Source organism: Serratia sp. JSRIV002 (assembly GCF_019968725.1).
Lineage (GTDB): Bacteria > Pseudomonadota > Gammaproteobacteria > Enterobacterales > Enterobacteriaceae > Chania > Chania fonticola_B.
In genome coordinates this window covers 4,911,797-4,928,962 of the sequence record NZ_CP074143.1, presented here as the reverse complement: position 1 = coordinate 4,928,962, position 17,166 = coordinate 4,911,797, and the positions used below count along the sequence as shown (strand labels likewise).

Here is a 17,166-nt window from a genome sequence, read left to right as displayed (position 1 = left end):
CAATTTTTTCGCTTTCATGTAAATTTCTCCATTAAAGTGATTATCTATTTTCGGGATTGCTGCGCAATCTTTCAGGATAAAAAATTGGCAACGGATAGAGTCTTATCACAGTGTCATGTTCTGTCAATGAAAAGTTGCGAAATTGTTTTGATAAACTTAAGTGTTAAAGTTAAATAAAAACAAAGTATTGCGCATTGATTTTTTTTATAACATATTGATTTTAATGTATAAAAAATAATTACCTTAAAGTTTGGATATGATTTTTCAGGTTAATAATTTAAGTTTGAAATTATTCAAATATCCAAACTTAACATTATCTTAACTATTTTTATACTTTTTTGGAATATAAAGTTTATTTTTTATTCATTACATAATTAAAAAATAATGCGGGAATTTACCTATATAACGAGAGTTAATGCTTTTTATTCAATAGCTTGCCTGTCTTAATACGACGGTTTTTGTTCTCATTTTGCATTCTTGATTGTATCTAATTGAAAAATAATTATTTTATATTTCGTCCATTTTATTGTGCGTGTTTTATCCTTTTATAACAGGTGTTTATCTTTTTTGTTTTTAAGTGGGGTAAGCCTTTGTGAAGCGATTTTTATTATGGAGGGTGGTTTGACAAAAATTCCAAGTGCTTTAAAACTGGCTTGGTTGCATGTCGTTTTATTTGAGTTTTTCACATGTAATATACTTAGCGAATATCAATTTTTATTGAGGATGTAAGTATGAAAAATGCACTTAAACAAAACCCAAGCAGTAACTTCAATTTGAAGAATGAAATCATTAACCTAATCAGCAATAGCGCTGATGTAAAGTATGCTGACATTTCTGTTAGTGAACTGGAATCAATGCGTGCTGAGCGTGCATTTATTCCCGCTTCACGTCATGGTATTGAAACCATTTGTGGTGCGAGCTGCGAGACTGGCGCGCAATAACCACTTTAGGGCCACATACCCTATGTGGCCTTATCTCAATGAACGGTGAGATTTTATAATTTATAAAAATCAGGATGAATCCTAAGGTGAAGCTATGTCTGCAAAGTCAACGTTAAATTCTGTGGGCCCTGAAATTGCCGTCGTGACCGCGCATGGCCGTCAGTTACTTTCCAGTCGCCCTGATGAGCGCCTGATTGATGTTTTAGGCAGAAATAACGTGCCCTGGTCTGCGGTCTCTATTTATCAGCGCCGTGACGGCGAAGAGGCTATGCATTTATGTTCCGGGTTGGAAAAAACCATGGCAGAGTTTGATGCTGACCAGCTTCTGCTTTATTTTAACCGTAATGTAAACCCCTTCAAATTCTCCCCAGAGAAATTCCAAATTGTTAACAGTACCGATCAGAACTCAGAGTCAACAGAGTATATCTATCAGAATCTGAAAAATAGCGATGCCAGCGCGCAGAGCTACCTCAAAAAACTATCACCTGATGAGTGCCGCGATATTATCGCTGCACGGGTGGCAGAAACCATCAAACAGCATTTGCCTCAAGGGGCCGATCTGGTTGTGGGGGTTAGCGGTGGTGGCGACAGTAACTCACTATTGCACGGCCTGAGCCTGATTCGTGACTACGTCAATGTCCACCCGGTGATCATTATGGGTATCCCTGATTGGGATAAAGGTGTGCCACGTGCCGTGGAGCTGTGCCGTAACTATCAGTTGGACTTGAAAATTATCAAAGAGGACGAGGTCAAATCTCTGCTCGGTATTCCAGCAGACGGCGAAAGTCTGATCGACCGTTTTGAGCGCACCTTTGCGGGGGATGACTTCGAGTTTCTTGGCACGTTATTGATTCGCCTCTCATTGACACGTTATGCCCGCGAACTGGGCACCCGCTTCATTAGCACGGGGCTTAATCTGGAAGATGTCTTGTGCGAGAACCTGTTCCGTATTTCAACAGGCTTGAAACCTGCTTCCAGCCCGGCACGCAAGATCGGTGATATGACGTTGGTCATGCCATTATGGATGTGCCCGAAACGTATTATCGATGGTTGTTTCCCTAAATACTCTTTAGACAACTATGAGGCACGTTATCCGTGTTTCTCTCTGGGCCGTAATCTCTATTACAGCGTGATTTATACCCTGCAATCCAGCTATCCGGGTTTCCCTGAGCAGATGGCGCGCGGATTGTCGGAACTGGCCGCCAAGGATCCGGTTGAATACCAGCTTGACGAACAACTGGGGTTTTATGTCGAGCGTATGGTGCCGTTGGCATTGCGCCATAAATTCCAGAAAATGCTCAAGGATTCATGTGGGCAAAGCCTGGATGAACAATCTGAGGAAATATTACGTTCTGTCGAGTAATGCAATGGCCCCCTGCCGCCTTGCAGTAGGGGAGTTTCGTCTCTTTGTACAGGATCCGCCATGCTGATCAATCTTCTCGGATGTGACGGGGCAGGAAAATCAACGCAGTTAAAATGGCTGATCCCCTGGTTGGAGAAAACGACAGGATTGCCGGTGCGTACACTAGCCAAACGTGATGCCCTGCAAGCTGAAAAGTACCCTGAAGCTCGGTATTTTGGGTGTAGCTACCGTACCTTGATGTATGAAATATTGCCTGAAATGCGTGGTGAGAGCCGGGCACTTTTTCTGTTTAACCTTTTCGCCATCCAGCTTTGCCACCAGCCGCCAGCCGCGGATGAAATCGTGTTGCTTGATGGTGGTTGGCAAAAACACGTCGCGACGGAAATGGCTCTGGGGTTGAGCGAGACTTGGCTATCGCAGCTGATTGCTCCTTTCCCGTCCCCCGATCTTACGTTGTTTCTCGATGTTGAACCTAACGTGATTATCGCTTGGCGGCGTGACAACGGTGATACGCACGCGCCTTACGAGTGTGGTAACCAACTTGAATGCAGTGATGAACGTTTCCTCGAACAGATGAACAAGGTTTATTCCATTTTGTCACGCCATGCTCGCGAACAGGATTGGACCAGGGTTGATGGCCGTCAGCCCCCTGAACAGGTTTTCCAAGCCCTATGTGCCGGGGTGGAGCGTTATTTAGCCGCTCCATCGGCGGGTGCCGCCTTTCTACCGGTTAAAAATAGCTAATTTTATTGAGTGAGGACAATGTCATGGAGATTGAAGTCTCTTTAAGTGGCGAGCTGATTGATCCACGTATTTATCAGGAGGTCTCTGCGATTGGGTTGCTGCGTGGCGAGTATATTTTCCGTCGCGCGGGCAAGTATCTTACCGCCCCGGATGGGCGCCAATTGATGATTGATTATATCGAGAACGTGTTAAAGGTGTTTCCAGACAAGGACGTTTGGTATCGCTTTATTGATGCGCCAGCCAATGAAATCAACATGCTGGAAGGATATGACGAATATGTGTTGGAAGAGTTTCCAACCATTGGTTTGCGCGGTATGCGCAGGGCGATGGAATTGACCAATACTTTCGAAATTGAATTCGATGTCATTACCCAGTTGGCAAAACAACACCCGAATTTGCATATCATCTTTCCCTACGTTTGTGAGATGGCTGAAATAGAGTTCGGCATGGATTATGCCCGCCGCTTTGCTTTCCCTAACAAAATTTCCTGCATGATGGAAACACCAGCGGCGTTTTGGCACGCATCGGACATCGAGAAACTTGGCATTGAACATTTTCTGGTGGGGATGAACGATCTCAGCAGTCTGACCATTGGTGCCAGCCGGGGTAGCGGCTACGATCGCCACAACCATCCTGCTCTGATTGGTATGCTGAAATCGCTACGCCAAACGTTGAGTCATGGTCGTATCAGCATCGCCGGCTATATGAAACCGGAGTTCCTCGACATAGCCAAACAGACCGGCATGGATGCTATTACCGTGCATTATTCTTCGTTCCCGGCATTCTTTGGCGAGAAATTCAAAGACTATCAAGACATGGATTTCATGCTCAACTTTAAGAAAGGGGATAACCGTAAACGCCTGCGTCTTTGGGCTCAATCTCTGCTCGATGTTGCCAACGATAACGATGCCATGACTATCCAAGGTCTGCATTGGCACAAAAAACCGAAAAGCTGAATAGCGCAGGCAGGAGATAACCGGTGAATAACTATGTGGTGGCGATAGTGGGTGGTGGCCCGAGATCGGTTTATGCCCTGGAACGCTTATTGGCTTTGCTACGCAGAGAACCGGTTTCAGGCTCATTGCACATCCATGTGTTTGAGTCGCATGGCAGGGCAGGCGCTGGCGTCGCACATAGTGATGAGCAGCCATCGAGCAGTTATCTCAACCGGTGCGTTGATCAAATAGCCTTTGCGGCGGATGAGTCCGTCCAGGCTGCCTCGGTACTGCTGCCTCTGCCGCTAAGATTGACTTTTCATCAATGGTGTCAACAACGTTATCAGCAAACGGGAGATGAGCGTTTCAATCTTGCCGCACATGATGTGCCACACCGATATCTGCATGGCTTGGCATTACGCGATCATTTTAATCTTTACGCCGAACTGCTCAATCAATTACCCGGAGTCGAGGTTATCGCGCATCATGACGAAGTGACTTATGTACGCCGTCACTATTCCGGTTTCAAAATGTCGTTTGCCAGCAACCAGGACGCCTTGCTGGCCGATCATGTTTTATTCGTTACTGGCCATACTCCTTGCCGTCCTAGGCCAGGGACGGATGAAGCACGCTACGCACGCAACAGTCGGTATATTTCCTATCCCTATCCACTGGAACAGCGATTCAGCCTGCAAACTGTCGATGCTGGCAGTCGAATAGGGCTGCTTGGTATGGGGCTGACGGCTATTGATATCTGTTTGTACCTGACCGAAGGACGCGGCGGCCGCTTTGTTGCTGGCGATGATGGTGAGCTGCGTTATCTACACAGTGGTAATGAACCCGCCCAGATCCAGGCAATTAGCCCAAGTGGAAAAATGTATTCTGTCCGCCCGGTTAATGCCAAAGTCTTGCCGGAACACTTTCATCAGCCCCAGTTTTTTAGTGAGTCCGCGATTACGCTACTGCGCAAGAACCATGGGCGCAGCGCTACCTTGTCTGACGGTTCTTGCCAGCGGCAACTCGATTTCCGGCGTGATGTATTTCCACTGGTGGTGCTGGAGATGGCGTTGGTTTATTACCGCACTTTATTAGGCGAAGATTGGGGCCAGAGGTTGATCGAGGCCGTGACCCCTGCATATCTATCATTCCTGTCCACCGTCCCCCATCAAGTTGAACGGGATATTGAGCGGTTACTACAACCCGCCCAGCAGTTATTTGACCAGGCAGTTGTAGAGTTTCAGAGGTTTTGCGCCAGGCAAGACAGCGACGATCCTGCACTGATGCGCCTGGCCACGGCTTTTTACCGGACATTGACTGACCAGGAGCTGCCTGCTGAGCAGGTAGTGACGGCATTCCGTGCGTTACCGCCGCAACAGGTGAAATGGGGGCACTCGCCCTACCTGGCTGAACATCGGTTTGACTGGCTGTGTATTTTCGAACCTTTCACCGGCCAGCCAACAGGGAGCGTGTCGCAACGGCAGCACCAGGTACTACGCTGGTTAGAGTTAGATCTGGCGGCGGCACGTCAAGGTAACCGATTTAATCCATTGAAGGCTGCCTGTGATGGTGTTTGGCGTGATTTACGCGCCGTATTTTCTGCTGTCACCGATTTTGGTGGCTTAACACCCGCCTCTCAACGCGAATTTTCGACGTTATGGATGTCTTATTACAACCGTTTGTCAAATGGTGCGGGTGTTGAAGCGATGCAGAAAATGGCGGCCCTTATTCGCCAGGGGCTAGTCGTGCTGGCCCCAGTTGGTGTACACATTAGTTCTGCGCGTTCCGGAAAGGGTTTCATACTGCATGGCCGTGGGCAACGGCTGAAGATCGATCATTTAGCTTGTGCTCGTCTGCACCCGTTTGACGCTCGTTATCAGCAGAGTCCACTCTATCCTTCAATGTTGCGCGAAGGACTGATCCAACTATGGGAAAACCGTGATCCGGGGGGAGAGCGGTTTATTCCGGGGGGGTTGATGCTGACTGAAGCATTCCATCCACGAACCCTGGATAACACTATTGAAACCCGTCTGACATTTCTTGGTGCTCCTGTCGAAGGGGTCTGTTTCTTTCAGAACGTTGCGGCTCGTCCTCGAGCCAACAGCGCGGTGCTAAATGTGGCCCATCGGTGGGCAGCTCAAATACTGCAGGCGTTGAGAGAGTCGGTGAAGCAAGCTGAGGGGACGCCTTGGTATGACGTTACCAATTGAAAACAGTGTAAATAGCTTGCGTCAATTTCGCAAACGTATTGCGGCACGTATGGCTTATCAACAGCGGCAAAAGCAGCCACGCCATCAAGTGATCTTCGCTGTCGACGGTATTTATTCCGAGTTGGCACAGGGTTGCTGGCGTTATGCCCATCAGGAACCATGGCAGGCGATATTTCCTTCAACCTCGGCAAGCTGCTGGTTGAGTAGTTTGACGGGGCAGAGCATAGAACAGCATGGTGTTCCCGGCGTCGTGTTTCGGCCTGATCCGGCGCAGGCAACGTTGATCAACATCTGTGATTATCAGGGGGATGCCATCACGCCTCCCACGGCTAATCTGTTTACCGATTGTTACCGCTATGGGTTCACCCCACAGGCGATAGCCGGCGATCTGTTGCCCATCCAGGGAAGCTGGACGCGAGCGCTGCTGACGGGCGTTGCACATGTTGATAATCATGCTTTTTATACGGACCAGCCGTTGGTGCCGCCAGCACAGATGATCGCGCGCCTGGAAGGCGCGGTCGGGCAGAGACTGAACGGTGCGGCACCGACCCTGTTATGGTGTTTTATCGACGTCGATCAATATATTCACCTTAACGGTTATGACGACCGGGTAGAGGCATTCCTCTGTGGGTTAGCATCCTTGGCTGAGCGTTTGGTGGCGCAGGGGTGTGATGTGATTGCCTATGCCGATCATGGCTTGGTGCCGACACAGCATGATTCTGACATTGCCCGGTCGATAGAGCAGATTTGTGGTGAATTTGGCGCAACGATGGGGGGCGCTGGACGCACACGCTGGTTTTATGTTGAGCAGGAACATGAAGCTGCGATGCAGCAACGTTTGGCCAGCGCTATTGGCGATATCGCCTTGGTGATGCCGCGAACATCCCTGTTTTCAACTTCAGGTTCATCGCGTATGGGTAACCTGTTATTGATTGCGCAACAGAACCGTTTTATCTCCCCCCCCTCCTACCGCTATGAACATGGCTCACTGCAGGCTCAGGAAATGTCAGTCCCCTATGCGGTATGGGAGGACTTATGATTGCCAGAGCCATTGATTCCTATCAGAGCATGGTCGCGCTGGACGATACGCCAACAATACTGAATCTCTCCTGGACCCAGGATGAACGGCCATTTATCCAGCCGGATATCAGTGCTGTCATCCAACAGACTTTGCACTTGGAAACTGAGACAGGGCTACCCGAGATCTACCGCTATGCCGTCACCGATCCTTGGGGAGATATGACGTTACGCCAGGCGGTAAAACATTTTTTTTCTCTGGCACATGATGATTTTTCTCTGTCTTGTGGTGCGGGGGTCATTTCGTTATTGGCCGCGTTGGCATATTTATCGCAAGGGCGACGTGTGGCGATTATCGGTGATGTTTACCCGGATTATCCCTGGTATCTGCGTCAGGCAGGACGGGAGCCTTATCACATGGCGCCAGGAAGCGAGCAGGATATTGGTTCCGCAATGTGTGCCGTTGGGGCTGATATGTTGTTTCTGGAGCGTCCGGGGCTGCTGAATGATGACTATGGCGATCTCGTGAAACTGCGGCAACTGTGCCAGAGATTGGCGCAGCGCGGTATGTTGCTGTTGATCGATGAATCTAATGCCAATTATTGTTCGCCGACTTATAGCGCGGTGACTCTGCTTGGTGAGATGCCCAATCTTATTGTACTGCGCGGGATGTCAAAAGGCTGGGGGCTTGGGGGATTACGCGTGGGGTTATGCCTGTGCGCCAGTGAGCTGCAGGCCCGGGTGCGCCAGACGTTGCCACCGTTGCTCAATGCTTCATTGTCGCTGCGTATCGCCGCCAACATTTTGGCGCTAGGTGATTCCACCGCCGAGTTGCGAGCACAGATTACCCGCCATAAACGGCAAGTTCTCGAACTATTTGATGCTCAGCCCTTGGTCGCGGCCAGTAGCGCCCTGCCTTACTGGTTTCTTGGGCCGGAAATGGGGGAAGCGTTGGAAGCAAGAGGCGTCAAAGGAAAGCATCATCTCTGCTGGCGGGGAGGAGATGCAGCGATCACTTTGCTACGTCTGAGCGTCCCATTATTACCAGCAAGAATGGCTCGTTTACAACATTGCATGACATCTTATTCCGATAGCGAGGGAACCGATGGATACCGATAAGCTATTAACGATTTTTTTATTTGATCGCTCTCAAGCGGAGGTGCTGAGCAATACGCTGTCACAAGAACAGTGGCAACTATGCTTGGAGGCAGCGGTACGGCACAAAATTCTGCCGCTGGTGGCCGATTATTATCACAATGTCAGCGATCAACCATTGACGCCAGCACTATCGGAGATCCTTGCGGCGCATCGGCGCGAACGGAATAGCTGGCTAGAGGCAATCCGAGCTTTGCAGTTTGACAGCAATGAACCTCGTGCCATGTTGATGAAAGGATTTGGTCACGAGCTACTGTACCCGGAACGCATCGAGCGTTTTGCCAAGGATCTGGACATTGTTGTCCGGGATTTCCCGGCGTTTTGCCGTTTTGCCACGCAGCTCTTTCGCCGCGGTTTTTCTCTCCCTTTTATGGCTCGTTTCTATCAGCACCCCGATACTGCGCAATGGTGTGGTATTGCTCGTTTCATTTTCGAACAAGGCCTGGAGGATGGTGGAGTGGAATTACACATTGGGCAGTTTGCGGTTGACCAATACCACCTGATTGATTGGGATGAACTGGAACCTTATGCGGTGCAACAGCAATTTTCCGGGATACCATTGTGTGTGCCAGATGTGAACACGATGCTGAAAGTTTTCTTTATGGAATTGGCAACACGTCCTGAGTGCATGCTACGCGATCTGTATGACGGTCATTGCCTGTTTATGGGGGCTGGCATAGCTCCGCAGGCACTGTTTGATGAGCTTGCGAAAGCACGGTTGTTGCCGCAGGTGGAAAAACTGCTGGCAGGGTTTCACCGCTACCAGCAATCCCCTCCACTGCTGTTGCAGCATCTGGCGCGAAATATTCACGGCGATAGTGGAGCGACATCGCTCTTGTGGCAGCAACGTGCTCGCGAGGCCATTGATCGGGCCTGTGAAGAGGGGAGTTGGCAACTCAATGTCCTCAGTTTGCTGGATCGTCCCTGGGCCATACGCTGCGCATTACGTTGGGGCATGACTGTCAATGCGATACTGATTGATCAACGTTGCGCAGCGATCGGCCTGACACGTTACAAAAAATTCCTGATGCTAACCTCGCCAGCAGGCACGTTTCTGCTCGGTGTTTGTGGCCTGTTCAGTGATGAGGAAGTTGAACAATTACAGGCTTATCTGACAAGGGAGGCATTGCGCCCTGGCGTAATATTAGAGGAGAAGCAGGATGATTGAGCACCATACGATGATGAAACTGGGGGCTTTCTGGTATCCCACCGGCTACCATATTGCAGCTTGGCGACATGCCAGTGTTCAGGCTAATGCAGGTATCAATTTTCAGCACTGCGCCGAGTTTGCCCGTATGGCGGAAAGTGCGGCATTTGATTTCATTTTTCTTGCCGATAGTCTGGCTGTAAAAGGGGATGACTGGGCAGAATTGAGCCGTGGGGCACATCGCTACGTGGGGCAGTTTGAACCGTTAACCTTGCTGTCAGCATTGAGTGCGTGCACGGAACGTATCGGTTTGATTGCGTCGGCAACGACCACCTATCACCATCCTTATAATCTAGCTCGTCAATTTGCCTCTTTGGCCCATCTTAGCCAGGGACGAGCGGGGTGGAATCTGGTGACTTCTCAAAACCCATTTGAAGCCGATAATTTTGGTCTGGATAGTCATCCAGAACATGATCGTCGTTACCTGCGTGCAGAAGAGTTTGTTGATGTTGTGGCCGGATTGTGGCGCAGCTGGGACCATGATGCCTTTTGTTTCGACAAACAAAGCGGGGTGTTTTTTGACGTGGCAAAAATGCGCCCACTGAATCACCAGGGGGATTTTTTCCAGGTTAAGGGACCTTTAAACGTACCTGCTTGCCCTGGTGGTGCTCCAGTGATCGTACAGGCTGGCGCATCCGAGGCCGGGCGTAGCTTGGCGGCGCGTACCAGTGAGGTCATATTTTCGGCACAGCATGAATTACAAACCGCTAGAATGTTTTACCAGGATGTTAAACAAAGGGCACAACAAGCTGGGCGCGCCCAGCTACCTTTGGTGATGACGGGGATGTTCCCCTTCGTCGGCCGTAGCCAGCAGGAAGCGCAGGACAAGTTTGAGCAACTCCAGGCGTTGATTGATGATCGGGTCGGGTTGGCATTATTGCAGGTTCAATTGGGGGGCATCGATCTTTCCGGTCACGATCTCGATGGGCCATTACCGGTTATTCCACCCAGTAATGCCAGCCAAAGCCGACGTGAGTTACTGGTATCACTGGCTGCGCGGGAGAATTATTCTATACGGCAACTGTACCGGCATGTGGCAGGCGCACGTGGTCATTGGCAACTGATTGGCACGCCACGGCAGATTGTCGATGAAATGGAGGAGTGGTTTAGTACTGGCGCGAGCGATGGATTTAATGTGATGGCACCGTGGTTGCCAGGGGGAATGAGCGATTTTATCAACCTGGTGGTACCAGAGTTGCGTCGGCGTGGGCTGTTTCGCCAGCATTATACTGGGCGCACCTTGCGAGACCATCTGGGGTTAAGCGGCTAGTATTTTCCTTTGCGTTATACTGTTACCGGAATGTTTACTGGAGAAACAGGATGCAGCAAAAATGGCAGCAAGTAGATGAATACCTTAAGCGACAGTTACTAAACGAGGATCCAAATCTGGCGCAAACGCTTCTGGCCAACGCGGCGCAAGGATTGCCGCCGCACGATGTTTCTCCCCTACAGGGGCAGTTCTTGCTGTTGATGGTGCAGATCAGCGCGGCGCAGCGGGTGCTGGAGATAGGGACCTTGGGTGGATTCAGCACTCAGCTCATGGCACAGGCGTTACCCCCTGATGGTTGCTTGATCTCGTTGGAGAAAGAAGAGAGAAATGCCGCTGTTGCTCGTGAAAATATTGCGCGTGCTGGCTTGTCCGGCAAGGTGACGATCAAGGTTGGCGAGGCGGCAGAGCTGTTGCCTGAGTTACAAGAACAAGCTCCGTTCGACCTGGTTTTCATCGATGCTGATAAACAGAATGCGCTGTTATATCTGCAATGGTCCATCAGGCTTGGCCGGACGGGCAGTGTGATCATCATGGACAATGTGATCCGCGGTGGTGCGATTATTGATACTGAACGTGATGTTCATGCTGACGGGATCTGCCAGACGCTTGAAGTGGTGAAACAATTTCCAGAATTGACAGCAACCGCGTTACAAACGGTGGGCGAAAAGGGCTGGGATGGGTTTGCGTTGTTGCGGGTGGATAAATCGTCACCGAAGAAGCAAAACTCCATGGATTTGCCCTGATTTGCTTCACAAGGCTAATAAGGTATCTTTAGCAAGGTCCGCCGTAAACCTTGCCCAATTTACGGCGGGGGGCAGTCACAGGTGCGGAATATTGCGCCCGTAGTAGATCTCCTGCATCTCTTTCCACAGCAGATCGGTGATCCTTTTCCGCTCCGCCTCGCTCAGTTCGTCCGGCCTGGCGTTGAACAGATAGTGCTTCAGATCGAAATCCTTCAGCAGCATCTTGGTGTGGAAGATGTTCTCCTGATACACATTGACATCCATCATGTGGTACAGCGCCTTCATATCCTCGGACATAAAGTTCTGGATCGAATTGATCTCATGATCGATGTAATGCTTCACGCCGGCGACATCGCGGGTGAAACCGCGTACGCGATAGTCCATGGTGACGATATCGGATTCCAACTGGTGGATCAGATAGTTCAGCGCTTTGAGCGGTGAAATCACGCCGCAGGTAGAGACTTCAATATCGGCCCGGAAGGTACACAGGCCGCCTTCTGGGTGGCTTTCCGGATAGGTGTGAACGCAGATATGGCTTTTATCCAGATGTGCTACCACCGTCTTTGGCAGCGGCCCTGGGTGTTCAGAGGTATCCACGTCTTTCGGATCGACCGGCTCTTCGCTCATCAGAATGGTGACGCTGGCGCCTTGCGGATCGTAGTCCTGGCGGGCGACGTTGAGAATATTGGCGCCAATGATCGAGCAGGTTTCACTGAGGATCTCGGTCAGGCGGTTGGCATTGTACTGTTCGTCAATGTAGGCGATATAGCCGTCGCGGTCGTCTGCGGTTTTGGCATAACAAATATCGTAAATACAAAAACTCAGGCTCTTGGTCAGGTTATTGAAGCCGTGCAGTTTGATCTTTTGCAATTAGATTTAGCCCCTATCTTCTCGCTTAACGTGAAACGTTCAGTGCATTGAGCAAATACTGCGGCAGGGCAAAGCTGCCAGCGTGAATTGCCGGATTGTAGTAGCGGCAGTCTAAGCCACTTTGATGAAAGCGTTGTTGCAGCGTGGTGACATCCAGCTGGCGCAAAGCCGGATTCTGGCTGGCCCAGGCAAAGGTCATGATGCCGCCGTAATAGGTTGGGATCGCCGCCTGATAGAAGCTGACGTCGTTAAAATACTGGCTGAGCTTGGTGTGGCTGTTGACCGCTTCGTCCTGCTGCAGGAAGCAGACGCCGTTCTGAGCTACGAAGATGCCACCCTCGTTGAGGCAGCGTGCGCAACCTTCATAGAACGCCGAGGTAAACAGGCTTTCACCGGGGCCGATCGGATCGGTACAGTCAGAAATAATCACGTCGAATTTTTCGTCGCTCTGGCTGACGAAATTGACGCCATCGTCGATCACCAGCTTGAAGCGGGGATCGTCATAGGCACCGGCGTTGTGATTCGGTAAGTATTGGCGGCAGAACTCCACCACGCCCGCGTCGATCTCAACCATGGTGATCTGTTCAATGCCCTGATGGCGGCAGACTTCACGCAGCATAGCCCCGTCACCACCGCCGATAATCAGCACTTTCCTGGCCTGGCCATGGGCCAGCAGCGGCACGTGGGTCATCATTTCGTGATAGATAAACTCATCGCGTTCGGTAGTCTGTACCACGCCATCGAGAGCCATCACGCGGCCCAGCAACGGGTTTTCAAATATCACCAGATCCTGATGCTCGGTTTTCTCACGGTAAAGTACCTGCTCTACTGAGAAGTACTGGCCAAAGTTGGCATGCAGCGTTTCATACCAAATCTCTTTCTGGGTCATGTGCGGGTTACTCCGTAATAACAACCATGAAAAATGAGCGCAACATCATAAACCCTCCGTGTGGCAAATTACAGCATTGTCGGCAGGGCAACAGATAGGCGATAGCAAACCCTGCCAGCTATCGTTGGCAAGGCTGAGAGAAAGCAGGGGAAGTTAGTTGGCGTAGGCCAGCAGGCTCAAGGAGTCGCGCGCCAGAGATTTGCACTTGTTGGGGGTAGGAATAGCAATGCCGCTGAGATCGCGGTAGCTGTCTTCACCTAGGGACTTCATATTAAAGCTATTATAGTTAGTCAAATCCCAACGGTTTTGCTGGGCGAAGTACACGATGGCGCGTTTGATTTGCGCGTTAGGCAAATCATTGTAGCCACAATCGTTTTTCAGATAGACAAACACCGCGGTCAGATCGGCAAGATCTTCCGCTTCGGATTCATTTAGCGCCAGGCTGGCATTGGAAAAGCCCAGCATAGTCAGCAATAGCATTAACAACGTTGTTTTTTTCATCATGAAATAGACCTGTTCAATATCTGCTGACGTTACCACACTTGGCTGTAAAGGCACCAAATTAATTATGTGGGCTTAACACTCCTTAATAGTAGCTCTTGACCTTCCACTAAGGGGAGGGTTTAGGCTGCGGATCTTAAGCTTTCGATCACTGAGAAAAGGGAACCAGCGATGTTACGCCGTGATTTTATCAAACTGACCGCCGCAATAGGTGCCGCAAGCGCCTTGCCATTATGGAGCCGTGCCGCCTTGGCGGCCGATCGTCCAGCCTTGCCGATCCCACCGATTTTGACGCCAGATGCGCAAGGAAAGATCGCATTGGCGCTGCAAACCGGTGAGATGAACTGGCTGCCTAACGTGGCTACCCGCACCTGGGGGATTAACGGTGCGTTGCTTGGCCCAGCGGTCCGTTTGCAACGGGGTAAGCCGGTGACGGTAGATATCAGTAATAAACTGCCAGAGGCCAGCACGGTGCACTGGCACGGTTTAGAGATCCCCGGTAATGTCGACGGTGGTCCACAAGCCTTGATCCAACCTGGTACTACCCGCACGGTGAGTTTCACTGCCGATCAGCCAGCGTCTACCTGCTGGTTCCATCCCCATACGCATGGCAAAACCGGCGAGCAGGTAATGAAGGGGCTGGGGGGACTGGTGCTGTTGGAAGATGAAGAAAGCAGCCAGCTACCCTTGCCGAAGACCTGGGGAACCGACGATATTCCCGTGATCCTGCAAGATAAGCGCCTGGGCAAAGACGGTCAAATCGAATATCAATTGGACATCATGAGCGCGGCCGTGGGCTGGTTTGGTGACCGCATGTTCACCAACGGTGCCAGCTATCCGCAACATATCGCGCCACGCGGCTGGCTGCGTCTGCGTTTCCTGAACGGCTGTAACGCCCGCTCGCTTAACCTGTCCACCAGCGACAATCGCCCATTATACGTGATTGCCAGTGACGGTGGCTTCCTGGGCGAACCGGTGAAACTGACCGAACTGCCGATGCTGATGGGCGAGCGCTTTGAAGTGCTGGTTGATGCCTCCGATGGCAAGCCGTTCGATATCGTTACCCTGCCGGTGAAGCAAATGGGTATGACGCTGGCTCCGTTCGATCAGCCGCTGCCGGTATTGCATATTCAGCCATCGCTGGCGCAGGGCGTGAAATCCATGCCGGACAGCCTGGTGAAATTGCCTGCGCTGCCATCGCTGGCCGGGGTGCAGGAACGCTGGTTGCAACTGATGATGGATCCTAAGCTGGATATGCTGGGGATGCAGGCTCTGATGGATCGCTATGGTCATCAGGCAATGGCCGGGATGAGCATGGATCACGGCAATGCCGCTGGCAACATGGCTGGTATGGATCATAGTAAGATGCAAGGCATGGATCAGGGCAACATGGCGGGAATGGACCATAGCAAGATGGATCATGGCAGCAAGCCGTTTGATTTCAGCCATGCCAATACCATCAACGGTAAAGCCTATGATATGCACAAGCCGGCGTTTGAAGCCAAGCGCGGTAAATACGAGAAATGGACCATTTCCGGCGAGGGCGACGTGATGATGCACCCGTTCCATATCCATGGCACCCAGTTCCGCATTCTGTCGGAAAACGGCAAGCCACCGGCGGCCCACCGGGCAGGCTGGAAAGATACGGTGCTGGTAGAAGGTTGGCGCAGCGAAGTGCTGGTGCGCTTCAATCATCTGGCTAGTGCCGATCAGGCTTATATGGCCCACTGCCACCTGCTGGAACATGAAGATACAGGGATGATGCTAGGCTTTACCGTAGCTGAATAAGTTATCCCAGGCTGCGGCAAACAACGCCGCAGCCTGTAAAGTGGTGACGCACTCGCGTCGCCACCGCCCGCCAGCTATGCTAAACTCTGCGCCCTTCTTCCGGCAACTGACCTGAAAACTATGAAACACACTGTAGAAGTAATGATTTCCGAGCAGGAAGTTAAGACCCGTATTGCTGAACTTGGCCGCCAGATCACCGAAGACTACCGCGATAGCGGCAGTGACATGGTGCTGGTCGGGTTGCTGCGTGGCTCTTTCATGTTTATGGCCGATCTGTGCCGCACCATTGAGGTGCCGCATGAGGTCGATTTTATGACCGCTTCCAGCTACGGCAGCGGCATGTCTACCACCCGTGACGTGAAAATCCTCAAAGATCTGGATGAAGACATCCGTGGTAAAGACGTATTGATCGTCGAAGACATCATCGATTCCGGCAACACTCTGAACAAGGTACGTGAGATCCTGGCGCTGCGTGGGCCGAAGTCTTTGGCGATTTGTACGCTGCTGGACAAGCCTGAGCGCCGTGAGGTTGAAGTGCCGGTGGAATATGTCGGCTTCCCGATCCCGGACGAGTTCGTGGTGGGTTATGGCATCGATTACGCCCAGCGTTATCGCCATCTGCCTTACATCGGCAAAGTGGTGATGCTGGACGAATAATCCGGCCGGGGTTCAGCAGGGCGCTGAACCCCGATCAGGCGCTAGAACAGGCCTTTCTCCTGTTTGAGTGTGGCTATCGCTTTGCGGTAGCCCATCTCCAGGCTCTCACGGCTGGTGGCGGTGACTTCCAGATCGTGCAGACGACCGTCCTGGATCCCGTACACCCACCCGTGGATCATCACTTTCTGGCCGCGTTTCCAGGCAGACTGCATGATGGTTGAGTGGCCCAGGTTATACACCTGCTCAATGACGTTGATCTCGCACAGCACATCCAGACGTTGTTCCGGTTCCAACTCGCCGAGCAGGGAACTGTGCTTGTACCACAGATCGCGAATGTGCAGCAGCCAGTTGTTGATCAACCCCAGTTCCGGGTTCTCTACAGCCGCTTCTACCCCACCGCAGCCCAGGTGACCACAGATAATGATATGTTCCACCTCCAGCACGTCGACGGCATACTGCACCACTGACAGGCAGTTCAAATCGGTATGGATCACCAGATTGGCGACGTTACGGTGAACGAACAGCTCACCCGGCTCCAGGCCGGTCAGGCGTTCGGCAGGCACGCGGCTATCGGAGCAGCCGATCCACAAGAATCGCGGTTTTTGCGCTTGGGCCAAACGTTCAAAGAAGCCGGGATCTTCCTTGTTGATATTAGCGGACCAGGCTTGGTTGTTGGCGATAAGCCTTTCGATTTCTTGCATGGCGGTTATTGGCCTGTTATGAACGAATTGCGTTGATGTAATATATGGCAAGCGTCACAATTTGGAAATCGGAACAGTTAAGCAATTTTCTGCCCTCTGGAATTCGCACGGATTCAACTCGGTAATCGGGCCGCTGATGATAAACTCCCTCTTAGACAAGTTCGGCAGCCAACTCCAT

16 protein-coding genes are annotated in these 17,166 nt (G+C 51.3%); 12 read left to right on the top strand and 4 right to left on the bottom strand.

Annotation, left to right across the window (positions count from 1 at the left end; all coding sequences use genetic code 11):
* The first annotated feature begins 731 nt into the window (after positions 1-731).
* The 10 genes from KGP26_RS23140 to KGP26_RS23095 all read left to right on the top strand — a co-directional run bounded on the left by KGP26_RS23140 (position 732) and on the right by KGP26_RS23095 (position 11,582).
* Positions 732-941 (top strand): hypothetical protein, encoded by a 210-nt coding sequence (locus tag KGP26_RS23140; protein ID WP_094981443.1) that lies wholly within the window; start codon positions 732-734, stop codon positions 939-941.
* A 94-nt stretch (positions 942-1,035) separates the two neighbouring features.
* Positions 1,036-2,304 (top strand): hypothetical protein, encoded by a 1,269-nt coding sequence (locus KGP26_RS23135; RefSeq protein ID WP_094981444.1) that lies wholly within the window; start codon positions 1,036-1,038, stop codon positions 2,302-2,304.
* Positions 2,305-2,364: 60 nt separating this feature from the next.
* On the top strand, positions 2,365-3,048 hold the full coding sequence (locus KGP26_RS23130; RefSeq protein WP_021179717.1) for a Thymidylate kinase-like protein: 684 nt from the start codon (positions 2,365-2,367) through the stop codon (positions 3,046-3,048).
* 23 nt (positions 3,049-3,071) lie between these two features.
* Entirely contained in the window at positions 3,072-4,004 is a 933-nt protein-coding gene (locus KGP26_RS23125) for a putative PEP-binding protein (RefSeq protein WP_021179718.1), read from the top strand.
* Between the two features lie 23 nt (positions 4,005-4,027).
* The gene (locus KGP26_RS23120; protein WP_223500319.1) at positions 4,028-6,190 is read left to right on the top strand and encodes an FAD/NAD(P)-binding protein; all 2,163 of its coding nucleotides are present in this window, start codon (positions 4,028-4,030) and stop codon (positions 6,188-6,190) included.
* Positions 6,174-7,229 carry a hypothetical protein gene (locus KGP26_RS23115; protein ID WP_094981446.1) on the top strand — a complete coding sequence of 352 codons (1,056 nt, stop codon included), beginning with the start codon at positions 6,174-6,176 and terminating at the stop codon, positions 7,227-7,229. The genes KGP26_RS23120 and KGP26_RS23115 overlap by 17 nt, the downstream gene beginning before the upstream one ends.
* A complete protein-coding gene (locus tag KGP26_RS23110; protein ID WP_223500318.1) occupies positions 7,226-8,326 on the top strand; it encodes an aminotransferase class I/II-fold pyridoxal phosphate-dependent enzyme in 1,101 nt (366 codons plus the stop codon). Before KGP26_RS23115 ends, KGP26_RS23110 begins: the two co-directional genes overlap by 4 nt.
* A complete protein-coding gene (locus tag KGP26_RS23105; protein WP_115159310.1) occupies positions 8,313-9,530 on the top strand; it encodes a nucleotidyltransferase family protein in 1,218 nt (405 codons plus the stop codon). The genes KGP26_RS23110 and KGP26_RS23105 overlap by 14 nt, the downstream gene beginning before the upstream one ends.
* Positions 9,523-10,839, top strand: coding sequence for an LLM class flavin-dependent oxidoreductase (locus KGP26_RS23100; RefSeq protein ID WP_181817536.1), 1,317 nt, complete (start codon positions 9,523-9,525; stop codon positions 10,837-10,839). The genes KGP26_RS23105 and KGP26_RS23100 overlap by 8 nt, the downstream gene beginning before the upstream one ends.
* A gap of 50 nt (positions 10,840-10,889) precedes the next feature.
* Positions 10,890-11,582, top strand: a complete 693-nt coding sequence (locus tag KGP26_RS23095) for an O-methyltransferase (protein WP_094981449.1) — start codon at positions 10,890-10,892, stop codon at positions 11,580-11,582.
* A 75-nt stretch (positions 11,583-11,657) separates the two neighbouring features.
* On the opposite strand, the gene speD is transcribed toward KGP26_RS23095, so the two are convergent.
* The 3 genes from speD to KGP26_RS23080 all read right to left on the bottom strand — a co-directional run bounded on the left by speD (position 11,658) and on the right by KGP26_RS23080 (position 13,842).
* Complete coding sequence (speD, locus tag KGP26_RS23090; protein ID WP_021179725.1) at positions 11,658-12,452, bottom strand: adenosylmethionine decarboxylase; 795 nt, start codon at positions 12,450-12,452, stop codon at positions 11,658-11,660.
* 25 nt (positions 12,453-12,477) lie between these two features.
* Positions 12,478-13,341 (bottom strand): polyamine aminopropyltransferase, encoded by an 864-nt coding sequence (gene speE, locus KGP26_RS23085; RefSeq protein WP_223664657.1) that lies wholly within the window; start codon positions 13,339-13,341, stop codon positions 12,478-12,480.
* 153 nt (positions 13,342-13,494) lie between these two features.
* Positions 13,495-13,842 carry a YacC family pilotin-like protein gene (locus tag KGP26_RS23080; RefSeq protein ID WP_037375824.1) on the bottom strand — a complete coding sequence of 116 codons (348 nt, stop codon included), beginning with the start codon at positions 13,840-13,842 and terminating at the stop codon, positions 13,495-13,497.
* 171 nt (positions 13,843-14,013) lie between these two features.
* Between KGP26_RS23080 and cueO the strand changes: the two genes are divergently transcribed.
* Positions 14,014-15,630, top strand: a complete 1,617-nt coding sequence (gene cueO, locus KGP26_RS23075; RefSeq protein WP_218518924.1) for a multicopper oxidase CueO — start codon at positions 14,014-14,016, stop codon at positions 15,628-15,630.
* 120 nt (positions 15,631-15,750) lie between these two features.
* The gene (gene hpt / locus KGP26_RS23070; protein ID WP_071681992.1) at positions 15,751-16,287 is read left to right on the top strand and encodes a hypoxanthine phosphoribosyltransferase; all 537 of its coding nucleotides are present in this window, start codon (positions 15,751-15,753) and stop codon (positions 16,285-16,287) included.
* 41 nt (positions 16,288-16,328) lie between these two features.
* On the opposite strand, the gene can is transcribed toward hpt, so the two are convergent.
* On the bottom strand, positions 16,329-16,988 hold the full coding sequence (gene can / locus KGP26_RS23065) for a carbonate dehydratase (RefSeq protein ID WP_024484342.1): 660 nt from the start codon (positions 16,986-16,988) through the stop codon (positions 16,329-16,331).
* Between the last annotated feature and the right edge of the window lie 178 nt (positions 16,989-17,166).